Origin of the sequence: Argonema galeatum A003/A1, from assembly GCF_023333595.1 — a bacterium.
Taxonomy (GTDB): domain Bacteria; phylum Cyanobacteriota; class Cyanobacteriia; order Cyanobacteriales; family Aerosakkonemataceae; genus Argonema; species Argonema galeatum.
Genome location: NZ_JAIQZM010000009.1, coordinates 106410 through 124312 on the forward strand (window position 1 = coordinate 106410; position 17903 = coordinate 124312).

Genomic DNA, 17903 nt, shown 5'->3' on the forward strand with positions numbered 1-17903 from the left:
AGACGTATAAAATTAGGTATCACCAGATACATTTTTCTGAGCTTTTTGGCCCGATCGCAATTAAGTTAAAACTGGAAGCAGAACGAAATCTGACTGTGTGATTAGGTTAGCCTGTACTCCAGACAAAGTTACCAACTGTTGACCGCTGCTTTTGACACTAATTAAAGTGGCATTGTTAATTTGAGCGATCGCTAATTGCTCAAAAGTCAAGCCACTTACCAAACCAAGTAAATCTTGACCGTCTTCAAAGTCAATAATTGTATCGAAGCCGAAAGCGATTTGGAGGAAGAAGCGATCGGTCCCAGTACCTCCCTTGAGCATATCATTACCCAAATCCCCGAACAATAGGTCATTTCCAGCGCCACCCATCAGCGTATCGTCGTCTTTACCGCCGACGAGGGTATCATCTCCCTCATCGCCCCAGATCTTATCTGTTCCTTCATTGCCAAACAGCAGGTCATTCCCCTTACCGCCGCAGATACAATCGCGATCGGCATTACCACCAGATTGAGTACTACCATTACCCCCATAGATAGTATCGTTCCCTTCTCCCCCGCAGAGACTATCATTGCCTTTATCGCCGAACAGGATATCGTCGCCAACATTACCGACAACGATATCGTTATCCCTACCGCCGCGCACAGTATCGTTACCGTCATCGCCGAATAGAGTGTCGTCACCGGCGTTTCCATTCAGCACATCCTCGCCGATACCGCCGAATAACAAATCGCGTCCGTTCGTGTCGCTAGTCACGGCGTCGCTACTACCGCCAAATACGGTATCGTTTCCTTTATCCCCAGCGAGGGTATCGTCGCCGAAATCACCCCAAATTAGGTCATTATCACCGCCGCCACGCACAAAATCGTTACCCTGACCCCCGCGTGCAGTATCGTTGCCCGTGTTACCGTTGAGAACATCATCGCCTAAGTTACCGTTGAGGAGGTCGTCGCCTTCATTACTGGAAATCCAATCGCGTCCGTCCCCACCAAAAGCGGTGTCATTACCCGCATGACCGTAAAGATTATCATTGCCAGCATTACCCAATAGCAAGTCATCGCCATCCAAACCATTGAGTGCTTCGCTAATATTGCTGCCAATGAGAGTATCGTTATTTGCAGTACCATTCTTAGTGCTGCTGACTGCATTCGGTAAGACTTGCGATCGATTCGGTCCGCCTTCACCCGTCAGCGTATCTAGATTCGGATAAACTATCTGTTCGCAGAAGCAATCATCTTCTTCTATATCGTCGTTAGTAATGATACCAGTGCTTTGTCTGGCACTTAAGTTGAGAGTTGCATTGGTTGCAGTGGTTAAGTTAACGGTAAAAGTTTCATCTATCTCTGGGATGATATCGTTGATAACGTTAACGGTGATGGATTTGCTGGTGTCGCCGGGATTAAATGCGATCGTACCATCATTATCCGCGTAATCGCTACCAGCGGTAGCACTACCGTTGTCGGTGGTGTAAGCGACGGTGACGGGAACGACGCTGGGATTGGAAAGGTTGACGGTGAAGCTGTAAGGAATTATACCGCTGTTTCCTTCAGTTTGTGCGATCGTGATGGGACTTATGCTAACGCTAGTGCTGTCATTATCGGTATTGATAACATTGATATCGACGGGATTGACATTATTGTATTGGGTGTCGGTACTGGTAGCAGCGGCGGTGATAACTTGATAAGCGATATCGCCATCAACTATATTGTCATCAATTCCTGCGATCGTAACACTTTGCGCCGTATTCCAATTACCAGCCGTGAAAGTAAGGGAAGATTTATCAATTGTCCCTTCAGCCGTATTACTGCTACTTAATCCCAGAATAACATCCGCAGTTGGCTGACTATTCAGTTTGACGGTAAAGTTTGCCGTCGTACCATTTTCTCCCGTCGTTAATATTATGGGAGTAATCGTAAATCCAGCGTTGTCGTTGTCGGTATTGGTAACGTTGATATCGACGGGATTGACATTATTGTAATTACTGTCGGTACTGGTAGCGGCGGCGGTGATAATTTGGTAAGCTTTGTCGCCGTCAGCAATGAAGTCATCAATTCCGGTAATCGTGACAGTTTGGACGGTATTCCAATTTCCAGCGGTGAAGGTGAGGTCAGATTTATCAAGTGTACCTTCTGTCGTATTGCTGCTAGTTAAATTTAAACTAACGTCAGCAGTAGGTTGAGTATTCAGTTTCACAGTAAAGTTAGCAGTTGTAGCGTTTTCTCCCGTTGTTAATGTAGTGGGAGTAATCGTAATTCCGGCGTTGTCGTTGTCGGTGATATTTGCGGTAACATCTGAAATCGCAATTCCGTTATAATTGGCGTCGCTACTGGTAGCTGTATGAGAAATCGTACCGCTATGATTTCCTTCAGTAACGTTATCGTTAATTCCAATAACTGTGATATTTTGAGCAATATTCCAATTAGCTGATGTGAAGGTTACGGTAGTTGGTGATGTTCCGGTTTGAGTACCGTTGTTAATGGCAATTGTGACATCGGAAGTCGGTTGGGAAGTGAGGACAATATCGTAACTATCTGTCGCACCACCTTCGATGATATTTGTGTTACCACCAGATTGGGTAATCGTAATTCCGGCGTTGTCGTTGTCGGTGATATTTGCGGTAACATCTAAAATCGCAATTCCGTTATAATTGGCGTCGCTGCTGGTAGCTGTATGAGAAATCGTACCGCTATGATTTCCTTCAGTAACGTTATCGTTAATTCCAATAACTGTGATATTTTGAGCAATATTCCAATTAGCTGATGTGAAGGTTACGGTAGTTGGTGATGTTCCGGTTTGAGTACCGTTGTTAATGGCAATTGTGACATCGGAAGTCGGTTGGGAAGTGAGGACAATATCGTAACTATCTGTCGCACCACCTTCGATGATATTTGTGTTACCACCAGATTGGGTAATCGTAATTCCGGCGTTGTCGTTGTCGGTGTTTGTGACGGGAACATCTGCGACGTCTAAATTGTTGTAATTGGTGTCAGCGCTAGTCGATTTGGCGGTAATAATGTTGTAGGCAATATTACCATCAACGATGAAGTCGTCTTGACCGATAATTGTAACGGTTTGGTCTAGATTCCAATTCGCTGATGTGAAGATGAGGGAAGATTTATCGGTTTTACCTTCTTGGATGTTGTCGCTATCTAAATTAATCGTAACGTCAGCGGTGGGTTGACTGTTTAGTTTGACGGTAAAGGTAGCGGTTCCTCCAGCTTCCGTTGTGGTTAATCCGGCGTTTTGGGTGACGATAATACTTGCGGTATCGTCGTTGGTAATTGTGCCAGTTCCGATGTTAGCGGTGGTGTCAATCTTGGCGTTGGTGGCGCTATCTAAATTGACGGTAAAAGTTTCGTCGCTTTCGGCAATTTGGTCGCCTTTTGCTTGAACGGTGATGGTTTGGGTGAGGGAACCGCCTGCGGTAAAGGTGATGCTATTGTCGTTGTCGATATAGTCGTTACCAGCAAGGGTAGCAGTACCGTCGTTGGTGGTGTAATTGAGGGTAACGTTTTGGGTGGTGGCGCGAGAAAGTTTGGCGGTAAAAATGTAGTCAGTCGTACCGCTATTGCCTTCGTTTTGGCTGATGGAAGTGGGTGTAATGCTGACGGTAGGTACGTCGATGATGACGTCGTTGGAAAATTCGGAGGTGTCGTTAGTGGTGAGGTTGGTGACGGTGGCGGTGACGAAATTACCGAGGGATGCTAGTGATAGATTGGTGACGGTAAAGTTTGCGTTGCCGGAAGCATCGGTGGTAATGTTAGAGAAACCGATATAGGTTTTGCCTTCGCCGTTTCCAGAGGCATCTAATACGTTGTTGGCGAAGAATTCTAGGCGAAAATTAGTATTAGCAGTGCTGTTGAATGTACCAGCGCAGGCGGTGTTGCTACCTGCAATTTCGGCAAAGGTGAGAACGGGGAAATTTTGGAGGTTGTTGGCACCCGTATCGCCGTCGCCAGCGTCGTTGGCGGTGATGCCATTATTGCCTAAGTCAATGCCTAAGTTGGTATTAGAGAAAATGCGGTTGCCAACAATAGAATTATTAGCAGTATTGGCATTGGCAAATACCCCAACTGGGTTAAATGCAATGATGTTCGATTGCAGCGGTTGATTAGTTGTACCACCTAGCGTATTGTTGTTCGCACCTCCAATGATTCGCACGCCAGCGATGTTATTGGGTAGAGGATTATTACCTGTGACATCGCTGCCAATGAAGTTACCTCCTACCTGGTTATTTGTTGTGGTATTGCCATCGAATGTCACACCACTTTGAGCATTTCCTGATAAGAGATTGGGTTTGGCAGCGTCATTAGTGCCTGGAACGTAAGTACCGACGCGATTGTTAGCACCAAGAATGTAGACGCCACTATCGGCATTGGGAATAGCTATTGTACCCGTAATATCAGTGCCTAGATAGTTTCCCGCAATATCGTTGTTATTGCTTTGAAGGGTAATGGCATCATTGCCATTGCCAGAGATAATATTGCGTTCTTGGGTATCATTAATTCCGTCGGCATTTGTGCCGATACGGTTGTTGGGAGAGAACAGGTATACGCCTCTTTGACTGTTACCTACAGCGGCAGTACCGTTAAAGTTGGTGCCAATAAAGTTACCCAGTAACCAGTTTCCCGTTCCATTAGCACCACTAATTGAGACGCCTGCATTGCCGCTGTTATTGCCGGAGATGACGTTACCTGCGCCCACTCCACCAATAATATTGTTGGGAGCATCATTAATCCAAACGCCGTCGAAGGCATTGCCTAAGTCAACCGTACCAGCGGCATTCGTACCGATGTAGTTGCCGAGAACTTGACTGTTAGTGGTAGTATTTCCAGTGAGGATAACACCTCGTCTAGCATTACCGGAAATGACATTTCGATCGCCTGCATTCGAGCCGCCAACGATCACATTGGGGGCGAAATAAATGCCAACGCCTTCGCCGTTAGCTATAGAATTATTGCCCGTAACATCGGTGCCGATATAGTTACCAATTGTGCGGCTATTATTAAGTCCAGTGCCGACGAACTCGACACCTACGTGGGAGTTGCCGGAGATGATATTACGATCGCTCGCTGTAGTGCCGCCGATGGTAGTATTAGAAGTATTGCTCAGTTGAATTCCCCGAATGCCGCCATTTCCTGCTGCCGAAGCAAGTCCTGTTCCCGTAGCGTTGGTGCCGATAAAATTACCAGCTAGGGTGCTGTTATTAGTATTATAAATTTGCACGTTAGCGTTACCGCCATTGACAGTATTGCCTTGGCGATCGTTGTTACTAATGGTATTATTGCGAACGATCGTGCTGCTGGAGTTGTTCTCTAAAATGATGCCTGCCAAAGTATTTCCTATATCGCCCGTTCCCGCTGCATCCGTACCGATATAGTTGCCAGCAATTGTATTGCCACTGCTGCCGCTGCTAGTAATATCAACGCCCCTTTGTCTGTTCCCCGAAATAATGTTGCGTTCTCCCGCATTCGTGCCGCCAATAATGTTGTTAGGAGCATCTTGAATGTATACACCAGATAAAGTATTGCCCGAGGCAGAGGTTCCCGCTGCATTCGTTCCGATGTAGTTGCCGATAATTCTGCTGTTAGTGGTGGTATTTCCGGTGAGGATAACGCCATTTCTAGCATTACCAGAAATCACGTTACCTTCGCCTACACCCGCACCGCCAATAGTAACGTTGGGGGCGAAATAAATGCTAACCCCTTCGCCGTTAGCTATAGAGTTAGTACCCGTAACATCGGTGCCGATATAGTTGCCAACTGTGCGGTTATTAGTGAGTCCACTGCCGACAAACTCGACACCTACGTGGGAGTTACCGGAGATGATATTGCGATCGCTCGCTGTAGTGCCGCCGATGGTAGTATTAGAAGTATTGCTCAGTTGAATTCCCCGCACGCCGCCATTCGTTGCTGAGGTAACGAGTCCCGTTCCCGCTGCATTGGTGCCGATGCGATTTCCAGCTACGATGTTGTTATTAGTATCAAAAATTTGCACGTTAGCGTTAACGCTATTGATGGTATTGCCTTGGCGATCGTTACCGCTAATGGTATTATTGCGAACGATCGTGCCGCTGGAACTATTGATGAGTGCAATGCCCGACCAACCATTTCCTAAATCGCCTGTTCCCGCTGTATCCGTACCGATATAATTGCCCGCAACTGTATTGTTAGCGGTACCGTTGCCGTCGATCGAAATGCCCCTGAGACTGTTGCCAGAAATAACGTTTCGTGCTAATGGATCGCTAGTACTCCCGATCGAATTATTATTAGCACCCGCTATAATAGCAATGCCGGAGCTAGTATTAGCAATCGCTGCCGTTCCCGCTGCATTCGTACCGATGTAGTTGCCCTGAATTTGGTTTCCGGTAGCGTTGGTTGTTACAAGTGATATGCCGTCACCGTTATTGCCAGAAATTAGGTTACGGGCGATTGCTGTCGTGCCGCCAATTATATTATTACTGGTGAGAACATACACCCCTGAAGCCTTATTGGCGATCGCAGCCGTCCCTGCTGCATTCGTACCGATGTAGTTTCCTTCCAGCTTATTATTATTACCTGCCGCTAAGTAAACGCCGAGGCGATCGTTACCCGAAATCAGGTTATTGGTAAAAGTGTTGCTACCGCTTATAACTTGTATTCCATCAACGGTATTGCCTAAGTCTTTCGTGCCGCTGGCATCAGTACCGATGTAGTTTCCGGTAATAGTATTGCTACCGCTAAATATGGTAATCCCCTGAATTTGGTTGCCGGAGATGAGGTTGCGATCGCCCGGATTTGTCCCGCCGATGGTATTATTGGTTCCGGGGCCGAGCGTGATGCCATTCAAATTATTGCCTTGGTCGATCGTTCCAGTGGCATCCGTCCCGATAAAGTTGCCGACAATAAAGTTATTGCTACTTTGAATTAGGATGCCTTCACCCTGGAAGCGATTAATTGTCAAACCTTGAATCGTACTAGAACCTGCATTTACGGTTAGACCATTAACCCCACCCGCATTTGTGCCATCAAGCACTATATTTAATACGGCATTGTTGCCGACAGCGAGGGTGTTTTTACTCGCTCCCGTTTGACTGTATCCGTCGATAATAACTGCTTCGCTAATTGTCGGTAAGGCGGAAGTCGGACTAATTGTATATGGCCCCGCTCCAGTAATATTGAAAGTAACGGTATCCGTGCCAGCAATGGCGTTGGCGTTGGTAATTGCTTGCCGTAATGAACCTTCGCCGCTATCGTTGGTGTTGGTAACGGCGAAATCATTTTGTTGAATGGTAACGCTGCCTGTATTATTAGCCGCATCAACAATATAAGTGGGGTCGGTTGCTAAAGATAAAGCAAATGTTTCATTCGCTTCGGCGGGGATGTCGTCGATCGCAGTAAATGTTATATCTGCCGTATCGACGCCACTATTGAAGGTAAAAATAGTGCCGCTTGCATTTAATGTGCCGCCGGATGCGACGCTGAGGTTGTAGTCGGTGCCAATTCCTGAAGCTGGAGAAAGATTGACTGCTAATGTGCCAGTGTTGCTGCTGCGGGTGATACGGAACGTTCCCGTGTTGGGAATGCCTTCTTCTGCGGTGGTGTCGGTGGCGGTGAGACTGACGGTGGGGAGTGCGGTAAGCGAGAAATCATCAATTCCCAATCCGTGATCGTTTCCTGTATCGTTAACCTCTAGCCATCGAACCCACAGCGTGTCGCCATTTGCCCAAGGGGTAGTAATATTTCCACCCCTGCCGCTAACCCTACCCCCCACATTGCCATTCACAGCACCGCTAGTATTGTTTACAAGTGATGACCAGTCAAAAGTGCCGCCCGGTGTCGTCCAAGTTGGAACGGTAGTAAAGGTACTGCCAAAGCCATATTGCAGCACCATGTTCTGTGCTGTGGCGTTCGCAGCCCGCCACTGTTCGCCGTTAAAGGACAAGGTGTAATTGCTCAGCGTCGTGCCAGTAGTGTTGGTGGCGGCAAAGGCGATCCAACCTGCGATCGCACCTGACGCTGCTGGACTACCGAAGTAAGCACCACCCGACCCAAGACCACCCAAGGCGCGATCGGTGTTACCAGTAGTCCCGTAACTATAAAAGCTTCCCGTATTGCTACTGCCATTATTTGCGTCGTAGGCTGCGATCGCAGTTCCGGGGCTGGGCTGACGGAAAAGAGACCAGCCGGAGAGGGTCGTATCGTTCGTCCAAGCGTTACCCGTCCCCGTATTAGCAAGCGTATCAAAGTTTTGGGAGTAGGAACCGTTAAAGCTGACTGGCACGGGTATACCTCTTTTTTACTGAATCTTTACACGACAGCGAAATGGGGATGCTACCCTTAAGCTCATGAAATACAGAACGTTACTTAACCCGATGTGTCGATCAAACTGGTATGTAGTTGCACTTTATACCTTTTGGTACGTAGTTGCGCTTTAGCGCTAAAACGCAACTACATACCAGGAACTTTATCTATCAAAAGGCATAAAAGTATTTATGTCTTTAGTAGTATTACTTACAGTTTAGCGGTTTGTCCAGGGTTTCACAGAAAATTTACGCAATCTTCATTGTTTAAATACGTGAATTTTAGGCTTGTAGGAAAGGAAGCAAGAAAGAGAACAAGAATGGTTTTTTTTCGCTATGCTGTCATTATTCTGTCTGCTGTGGCGATCGCCTGCCTAGCTGTCAGTTGTGGCGAGAGCAAAGTTGTCCAATGTAATAAGCTCAACGAGATAATTAATAAAGCTGACACAGTTACTAAAGGTGCTAAAACGGGTAACCCATCAGCATTGATTAAGGCAGCAGTTGAACTTGATAAAGTGGCAAAAACACTTAAAGCTGTGGAAGTTGAGGATAAGAAGCTGCAAGGTTTGCGATCGAGCTTTCTGATCATGTATGGAGATATCAGCAAATCATTCCGAAATATGGCTTTTTCCATCCAAAGACAAGAGGCGCAAGGGATAAGTTCTACCCTTATATTTTTTAAACAAGCTAGAAAGAAAGATACGGCGTTAGTTAAAGAGATCAATAGTTATTGTGCTGGAAAGTAATCACTTGCACCATTCTCAAGTAGCCCCAAAACCCGCCAGGGACTCAAGTCCCTGGCTAATAGCGAAAGTCCTCTCAAGAGGACTAAAATTCTCTTCCAGTCCTCTTGAGAAGACTTTCGCTATGAGACGGGGGTTTGAACCCCCGTCGGGTTATTGCGACAGGTGCAAGATCTCAGTTAAAACCGGCTTGAGCTATGACGCAGGGATTAAAATCCCTGGCGTCATACAGCTTTTTTCATCTGAGTGAGTTACAGAGATCCCAGGCTGTACTTCATGCAACTGAAAATCGCTATAAGCGAGAATGAAATAACCTTTGTTTTCTATGAGAAATGATTTATTAGGTAACGATACCGCTCAACCAAACAAATCAATCTTTGACAATTTTCACTAAGACAAAGATACCAAAACCTTCACCTTGGAGGCACATTCTTTCGCCCGTTGCCTCGCTTCTTCTACCGTCTCTCCCAGCGCTAAAGCTACACCCATGCGTCTATTTTTGCGAGTCTTCGGTTTACCGAATAGCCTTAATTTGCTGGTAGGAACTTTTAGGGCTTCATTTATGCCCGTAAATTGAGGATTTTCTCCAGCATCGTCAGCTAAAATCACCGCAGATGCCCCCGGTTTAATTAACTCAATATTGCCGATCGGTAAACCAGTAATTGCTCGCACGTGCAATTCAAATTCGGACATATTTTGGCTAATCATTGTCACCATGCCGGTGTCGTGGGGCCGAGGACTAACCTCGCTGAAATAAACAGTTTGCTTCTCATTCGGATCGCCATGAATAAATAATTCGACGCCAAAAATACCCCAACCTCCCAGCGCGGACGTAATTTTCTTGGCTATTTCTTGGCACTCTTTCAGGGTATCTGGATTTAGAGGACAAGGTTGCCAAGATTCTCGATAGTCGCCGCTGATTTGAATATGACCGATCGCAGGACAAAAAGATGTACCTTCGATCGATCGCACTGTTAGCAAAGTAATTTCTGTGTCAAATTCTACAAATCCTTCTACAATTACTCGTTGCTTTTGGGTACGTCCGCCAACTTGGGCATATTCCCAAGCTGTTGCAATTTCATCTTCTGTGCGAATAATACTTTGACCTTTGCCGGAAGAACTCATCACTGGTTTGACGACACAAGGCAAACCTAATTCTGCGATCGCACTTCTAAATTCTGCCTCTGTTTGGACAAAGCGATAAGGCGATGTTCTCAAATCCAACTCTTCTGCCGCTAAGCGACGAATGCCTTCGCGGTTCATCGTTAAATGGGTTGCCCTTGCGGTCGGAATCACCCGCCAGCCTTCCTTTTCTAGTTCTATGAGTGTTTCGGTGGCGATCGCTTCAATTTCTGGCACAATTAGATCGGGTTTTTCCAAATCCACCAAGAAGCGCAGTTTGGCATCGGAAAGCATATCGATGACATGGGCGCGGTGTGCAACTTGCATTGCTGGGGCATGGCTGTAATAATCGGCTGCAATTACCTCCAAACCAAGGCGCATTGCTTCGATCGCAACTTCTTTACCTAGTTCTCCCGAACCAAGCAGCAGCAGGCGTTGAACGCCCTTCTGTAGCGGCGTTCCCCAAACTTGAGATTTTGTGTGTAGTTCTGGCATGAGTAGCGAATTGTAGTCAAGCTTTTTGATGATAAGCCACAGGACTTAAGCAAAATCTAAGGTTTTGCCCCCCCGACCCCCCAAATCTGGGGGGAGAAAAGTCCTGTTCCCCCCAGATTTGGGGGGGCTAGGGCGTGTTTTCAAACCCTTAGATCCCCCCTAACCCCCCTTAAAAAGGGGGGGAAAGAAACTCAAAGTCCCCCTTTTTAAGGGGGATTTAGGGGGATCTCAATCGTCAGAAACGAAGCCGATCAAGTTTGAAAACACGCCCTAGGGGGGCGATTGCGTAAGTCCTATAAAAATAAAACCCGACTCTATCAAATAGGGTAACAAGACTATGTTTGCTATTTCAGGATGCCAAATCACAGCAGAAATTTACAGCGGGATAAATACAGTTATTTATCGAGCTTACGACTCCGTAAGGCAAAGACAGGTCATTATTAAAGCCCTGAAATCCGAGTATCCCACGCTGGAAGAAATTACCCGCTTAAGACAAGAATATGCAACCGTCCAGAACCTTAATTGTGAAGGAGTTGTTAAAACATACAGCCTAGAAAAACACGGCAATGGCTTAGCCATCATATTAGAAGATTTTGGCGGTTGCTCCCTAGACCGTTTGCTCGATTCTCAAAAACTGGAACTAAAAGAAATTCTCCGTGTAGCCATTGTTTTAGCCGAAACTTTAGGCGAACTGCATAAAATACCGATTATTCATAAAGATATCAAACCTTCAAATATAATTATCAACCCTTCGACAGGACAAATCAAACTCGCAGATTTTTGCATCGCCTCCCGTCTGGACTGGGAAACCCCAACTATCACCAATCCCAAGGAAATCGTCGGTACTCTCGCCTATATTTCTCCCGAAGCGACGGGACGAATGAATCGGTCAATTGATTACCGCAGCGACTTTTATTCTTTAGGTGTCACTCTCTATGAAATGCTAACAGGTCAGTTGCCCTTTCCTAGCACCGACCCGATGGAATTAGTACACTGTCATATTGCCAAACAACCAGTACCGCCAGAAGAGATGGGGGCAGAGGGGCAGAGGGGCAGAGGGGCAGAGGGGCAACCCCACCCCCAGCCCCTCCCCGCCCCACGGGGAGGGGAGAAGGAGAGCGGGGCAGAGGGGCAACCCCACCCCCAGCCCCTCCCCGCCCCACGGGGAGGGGAGAAGGAGAGCGGGGCTGGGGGGCAACCCCACCCCCAGCCCCTCCCCGCCCCACGGGGAGGGGAGAAGGAGAGCGGGGCTGGGGAGAAAAGAATTCCCAAAGCAGTATCCGATATTGTGATGAAGTTATTAGCCAAAACTGCTGAAGCAAGATATCAAACTGCTTTAGGACTAAAATATGACCTAGAATTCTGTCTCCATCAGCTAGAAACCACAGGCTCTATTCCCCACTTCACTGTAGGAACGAGAGATAAATCCGGTCAACTGCTCATCCCGCAAAAACTTTATGGTAGAGAGGCGGAAATTACCACTTTGCTGGCAGCTTTTGAGCGGGTAGCGGGAAATCCAGAATCTAAAATTAAAAATCCACAATCCCAAATCGAACTGTTGCTCGTTTCCGGCTATTCAGGTATCGGCAAAACCTCTGTAGTCAATGAAGTTCACAAACCGATTGTGGGAGCTAGAGGTTATTTTATTGCTGGCAAATTCGACCAGTTTAAGCGCAATATCCCTTATGCCGCTCTCATCCAAGCTTTCCAAGATTTAATTCGCCAAATATTAACTTTATCTCAAACTGAGATTGAAAAATTTCAGCAGCAGTTGTTAAATGCTTTGGGTCAAAACGGTCAGGTGATTGTTGACGTGATTCCCGAAGTCGAACTGATTATCGGTAAGCAGCCTGCTGTACCGCAAATGGGGCCTACGGAATCGCAAAACCGCTTAAACCTTGTCTTTCAACAATTCATTCATGTTTTTTGCCAACCGGAACACCCTTTAGTTATCTTCCTCGATGATTTGCAGTGGGCTGATTCTGCATCTTTGAAATTAATCCAACTGATAATGACTGACTCCGATAGCCAGTATTTGTTAATGATTGGCGCTTATCGAGATAACGAAGTCAGTCCAATCCATCCCTTGATTTCAACTATTAATAAAATTCAAGAAACCGGGACTGCGGTCAATAATATTATCCTGGAGCCTTTGTCCTTGCACCACGTTAGCTCGCTGGTTGCCGATACTCTGGGGGAGAGGAACCCCACCCCCAACCCCTCCCCGTCCGACGGGGAGGGGAGAGAGGGAGAAGAATTTTTATTGTTTACCAATTCCCAATCCCAAATTCCCAATCCCCAATCCCAAATTCCCAATCCCCAATCCCAAATTCCCAATCCCCAATCCCAAATTCCCAATCCCCAATCCCCTACAACGCCGCTTTCTGAGTTACTTTTCAATAAAACTCAAGGCAATCCTTTTTTCTTGACTACACTGCTGAAAAGTTTGTACGCGGAGAAACTGCTCGTTTATGAGGTAAGCAGTGGTAAGTGGGAGTGGAGCATCGAATCTATTCAAGCGATTGGAATTACCGATAATAATATTGTCGAACTGATTGCGAAAAATATTCAAAAATTGCCCAACGAGACGGTGAAGGTTTTAAAACTGGCTGCTTGTATTGGCAACCAGTTTAACTTAGAGGTTTTGGCGATTGTGAATGAGGAATTTCAGACAGTCACAGCACAAGCGTTATGGGATGCACTTCAGGCTGGTTTGATTCTGCCTCTGAGCGATACTTACAAAATTCCCTTGGTGTTCGGACAGTCAGAGGCGGCAGCTTTTAAACTTGGGGATGTGAAGATTGACTATAAATTTTTGCACGACCGCGTGCAGCAAGCGGCTTATTCTCTGATTCCCGAATCTGAAAAGAAGGCAACTCACCTCAAAATCGGTCAACTGCTGCTGGCAAATACTACGCCAGCATCGCGCAAAGAAAATATCTTTGCTCTGGTCAATCAGCTAAATTTTGGCACCGACTTGGTTACCGCAAAGTCGGAAAAAGATGAGTTGGCTGAACTCAATCTTATCGCCGGTCAAAAAGCTTTGGCGGCGACGGCTTATGAAGCTGCTGTTAATTATTTAAATGTGGGGATAGGATTGCTGGCAGCTTCTAGTTGGGAGAGTAATTATGACTTGACGCTTAACCTCTATGTGGAAGCGGTAGCGGCAGAATATTTAAATACCAACTTTGAACAAGCAAATGTCTATGCTGAAATCGTCCTGCAACAAGCGACAAATCTGCTCGATAAAGTTAAGGTGTATGAAGCTCAAATTCAGATGTATATGGCTCAACTCCAGATGCTCAAAGCTCTCGATACTGGGCAGCAAATTCTGGAAATACTCGGTGTTACCTTGGAGCAAGAACCACCAAAAGATTTGATTATTGAGGAGTTAATAAATCTTCCAGAAATGACCGACCTCTATAAGCTTGCAGCTATGCAGATATTAATAAAGATTATGTCTCCTGCTTATGTCGCGAATCCGGCGTTATTGCCGCTGGTTATATTTACAATGATACATCTATCTATTAAATATGGTAATTCTTCTTCTTCCGCTTACGGGTATGCTATGTATGGCTTGCTTCTGTGTGGGCCTCTGGGAGATATTAATTCTGGATATCGCTATGGTGAAGTGGCTTTGAAGGTGTTAGATAAATTCGACGCCAGAGAATTAAAATCTAGAGTATTAGGTGTATTTAACGGTCAAGTGAGACACTGGAAAGCTCATATTAGGGAAACAATAGAACCTTTGCAGGAGGCTATTCAAAGCGGTCTGGAAACTGGAGATATAGAAGGTGGCGGTTATTCTGTAAGCACCTATTGCCAATATACTTTTTTCCTGGGTAAACATCTAGAATCAATTGATCATCAGTATGTTCAATATATTAGTTTAATGCTGAAATTTAAACAGGAATTTATTTGGTATGGTGTCAGAATATTTCGGCAAATGGTATTAAATTTACTGGCCAAACCAGCAGAATTGCGTTTGTTAACTGGCGAAGCTTTTAATGAAATCGAAAGTTTGCCAATTTTTCTTGAGTCTAATAATGTTACAACACTGTTTTTTATTTATCTAGCCAAAACTATACTTGTTTATCTTTTTAAAGAACCAGGCATGGCTGTTGAAAATGCCAAGAAAGCTGAACAATACGCACAAGCTGCAACTGGATTAACCACTGTTGCCCAACACAATTTCTACTATTCTCTAGCCCTCCTCGCCCATTATGCCAACGTAGAAGAACAGCAACAAACCGAATACCTTCACCAAGTAGCATCGAACCAAGAAAAAATGAAACTGTGGGCATACCATGCCCCCTGCAACTTCCAGCACAAATACGACCTCATCGAAGCAGAAAAAGCGCGAGTTTTGGGACAACTTGCCGAAGCCATCTCCTTGTACGACAGAGCAATAACTGGCGCAGGCGAACAAGGCTATATCCAAGAAGAAGCACTAGCCAACGAACTAGCCGCCGAATTTCATCTAGCACGCGGAAATCAAAAAATTGCCCAATTCTATTTAACAGAAGCTTACTACGGTTACATTCGCTGGGGAGCCAAAGCAAAGGTAACAGATTTAGAGTCCAGATATCCCCAGTTCCTAGAGAGAATAATTGCCAGAAAACCTCCAGCTATTACAGTCAATCAAACTACCACATTGACCACGAACAGCAAATCGGAATTGCTGGATTTGGCTACCTTTATGAAAGCCACTCAAGCCATTTCCAGCGAAATAGTTCTGAATCAACTCCTAAACAAATTGATGAAAATTGCCATAGAAAATGCTGGAGCCCAAAAAGGATTTCTGATTCAGAATCAGTCAGGTTCTCTAGTAGTGGAAGCTTTTGGCGAAGTTAATTCCGGCGAAGTGAACGTGCAGATATATCCCGCCGTGCAAATCGGTCAAGTACTCCCACTGACTACGCTCAATTATGTACAGAGAACCAAATCAAGCGTACTTTTAAACGATGCCCAGAATGAAGGAATATTTACTACCGATCCCTATATCATCGCCAACAAACCTTTATCCGTCTTATGTACTCCAATTATCAATCAAGGAAAAGCGATAGGCTTCCTTTACTTAGAAAATAACTTAACTAAAGGGGCTTTTACTGAGGAGAGACTGGAAGTTTTAAAAATGCTCTCTTCCCAAGCCGCAATTTCCATCGAAAATGCTCGTTTAGTTGCGGACTTATCAGACACTACCGAAAAACTCAAACAAGCCAACGAACAATTAGAAGATTATACCCAAACCTTGGAGTTAAAAGTACAAGAGCGAACCCTGGAATTACAAACCAAAGAAACCCGACTCGCCGAAGCGCAAAGGATAGCTCACCTCGGTAGCTGGGAATTCGATATCAGTACCAAAGAAATGTCTTGGTCAGATGAAAGCTTCCGCATCTTCGGTCTTGACCCCAGCCAAGGAGTACCGACTTTCTCCGAACAAGAACGACAAATTCATCCTGATGATTTTGTGTTTTGGCAAACCACAATCGAGCAGGCGATGGAGTCTGGACAAACTTATGAGTTTGACTTTCGGATTTTACGCCCCGACGGTTCCGTCAGATATGTTTATACCAAGGGACAAGCGATTTTGGATGCTGGTAAAGTAATTAAGCTTTTTGGCACAGTACAAGATATCACGGAACGCAAATTAGCGGAACAGGCGCTGCAACAATCGGAAGCGCAATTGCGAGAACAAGCAAATCAGTTACAAAAAACTTTGCGCGAATTGCAACAAACCCAAACTCAACTGATTCAAACCGAAAAAATGTCCAGCCTCGGTCAGTTAGTCGCGGGTGTCGCTCACGAAATCAACAACCCGATTAACTTTATCTACGGGAATCTCTCCTACGCCCAGGAGTATACAAAACAAATGCTCGGTTTGATTGAGCTATATCAGCAAACTTATCCTCATTCGACTCCTGAAATTGAAGCTGAATCTGACGCTATTGAACTTGATTTTCTCAGAGAAGATTTGTCTAAAATACTAGAATCGATGCAAGTTGGGGCTGAACGCATCCGCCAGATTGTCCTATCTTTGCGGAACTTCTCGCGGTTGGATGAATCTTCCAAGAAGCCGGTGAATATCCATGAGGGGATTGATAGTACTTTAATGCTGTTTCAGTCTCGCCTCAAAGCAGAGGGCCAGCGAAAAGGCATTGAGGTGATTAAAGAATACGGTCAGCTGCCGAAAGTTACCTGTTATGCTTCGGAACTAAATCAAGTGTTTATGAATATTTTGAGTAATGCAATTGATGCTTTGTCGGAGGTAAGGGACAATGAGGCCCGATTGCCTACGATTACGATTCGCACTGAAGTTAGCGAGTCGCAGAATGTCATCATTCGGATTGCTGACAATGGCCTAGGAATGACGGAGGTTGTCCGCTCTAAAATATTTGACCCTTTCTTCACGACAAAGCCTGTTGGGTCTGGCACAGGTTTAGGGTTATCTATTTGTTACCAGATTGTTGTGGATAAACACGGTGGACAAATTAGCTGTATTAGTGGGCCTGGTGAGGGGGCTGAGTTTGCGATTTCGCTGCCGATGCGCGATATTCTGGTTAATGAGCGCCTATCTTAAAGAGCGCTGAAGCCGCAATAATGTACCTGGAATATTAGGTACGTTGTTGCGCTTTAGCGCTATCTTAAAGAGCGCTGAAGCGCAACTACGTACCAAGAGCGCTGAAGCGCAACTACGTGCCAAGAGCGCTGAAGCGCAACAACGTACCAAGAGCGCTGAAGCGCAACTACGTGCCAAGACAAGAGCGCTGAAGCGCAACTACGTGCCAAGAGCGCTGAAGCGCAACTACGTGCCAAGACAAGAGCGCTGAAGCGCAACTACGTGCCAGGAAAGTTTTATTATGGGCGATCGTTCGGACAGGGTATCATTGCTTTAGTAAGAAAATTACTGAATATATGTAGGAGTAATATATGTTTGGTTTAGGATTGCCCGAATTGGGGATCGTTGCTTTAGTTGCTATTCTGATTTTTGGCCCTAAGAAAATTCCTGAAGTTGGTACTGCTTTGGCTAAGACTTTGCGCGGTTTTAAGGATGAGTTTAAAAAGCCTGAAGAAGATTCAGATTCACCAGAGTCTGAGGGGGAGAGGGGGGGAGGAGAAAAGAAATAAAAATGTTTTTATAGGGTTGAGAAACTCAACGCATTTGTTGGGTTTCGTGCCTCAACACAACCTACAAAGCTACAAAGCGCTGAACACTCAGAAACCCGGTTTCTTGGAGAAACCGGGTTTCTTGGGTTTGTTGTTGT

The 17903-nt window shown here is 45.6% G+C and carries 5 protein-coding genes; 3 read left to right on the forward strand and 2 right to left on the reverse strand.

Annotated features, from left to right (window positions below; all coding sequences use genetic code 11):
• Positions 1 to 60: 60 nt before the first annotated feature.
• Positions 61 to 8259 carry a Calx-beta domain-containing protein gene (locus tag LAY41_RS11950; RefSeq protein ID WP_249097694.1) on the reverse strand — a complete coding sequence of 2733 codons (8199 nt, stop codon included), beginning with the start codon at positions 8257 to 8259 and terminating at the stop codon, positions 61 to 63.
• Between the two features lie 339 nt (positions 8260 to 8598).
• On the opposite strand from LAY41_RS11950, the gene LAY41_RS11955 reads away from it, so the two are divergent.
• Positions 8599 to 9024: a hypothetical protein gene (locus LAY41_RS11955; RefSeq protein ID WP_249097697.1), complete on the forward strand. Its 426-nt coding sequence runs from the start codon at positions 8599 to 8601 to the stop codon at positions 9022 to 9024.
• 387 nt (positions 9025 to 9411) lie between these two features.
• Here the strand turns inward: LAY41_RS11955 and purT are convergent, their stop codons facing one another.
• Positions 9412 to 10638: a formate-dependent phosphoribosylglycinamide formyltransferase gene (gene purT, locus LAY41_RS11960; protein WP_249097699.1), complete on the reverse strand. Its 1227-nt coding sequence runs from the start codon at positions 10636 to 10638 to the stop codon at positions 9412 to 9414.
• Positions 10639 to 10975: 337 nt separating this feature from the next.
• Here purT and LAY41_RS11965 point away from each other — a divergent pair, with 337 nt between their 5' ends.
• Both LAY41_RS11965 and tatA read left to right on the forward strand, forming a co-directional pair.
• Positions 10976 to 17218: an AAA family ATPase gene (locus LAY41_RS11965; RefSeq protein WP_249097703.1), complete on the forward strand. Its 6243-nt coding sequence runs from the start codon at positions 10976 to 10978 to the stop codon at positions 17216 to 17218.
• A 350-nt stretch (positions 17219 to 17568) separates the two neighbouring features.
• Entirely contained in the window at positions 17569 to 17766 is a 198-nt protein-coding gene (tatA, locus tag LAY41_RS11970; protein ID WP_249097706.1) for a twin-arginine translocase TatA/TatE family subunit, read from the forward strand.
• Positions 17767 to 17903 lie beyond the last annotated feature (137 nt).

Excerpts from the sequence above, each read along its gene's own strand:
- LAY41_RS11965 (WP_249097703.1), top strand. The coding sequence starts at position 10,976 with ATGTTTGCTATTTCAGGATGCCAAATCACAGCAGAAATTTACAGCGGG.
- LAY41_RS11955 (WP_249097697.1), top strand. The coding sequence starts at position 8,599 with ATGGTTTTTTTTCGCTATGCTGTCATTATTCTGTCTGCTGTGGCGATC.
- purT (WP_249097699.1), bottom strand. The coding sequence starts at position 10,638 with ATGCCAGAACTACACACAAAATCTCAAGTTTGGGGAACGCCGCTACAG.
- tatA (WP_249097706.1), top strand. The coding sequence starts at position 17,569 with ATGTTTGGTTTAGGATTGCCCGAATTGGGGATCGTTGCTTTAGTTGCT.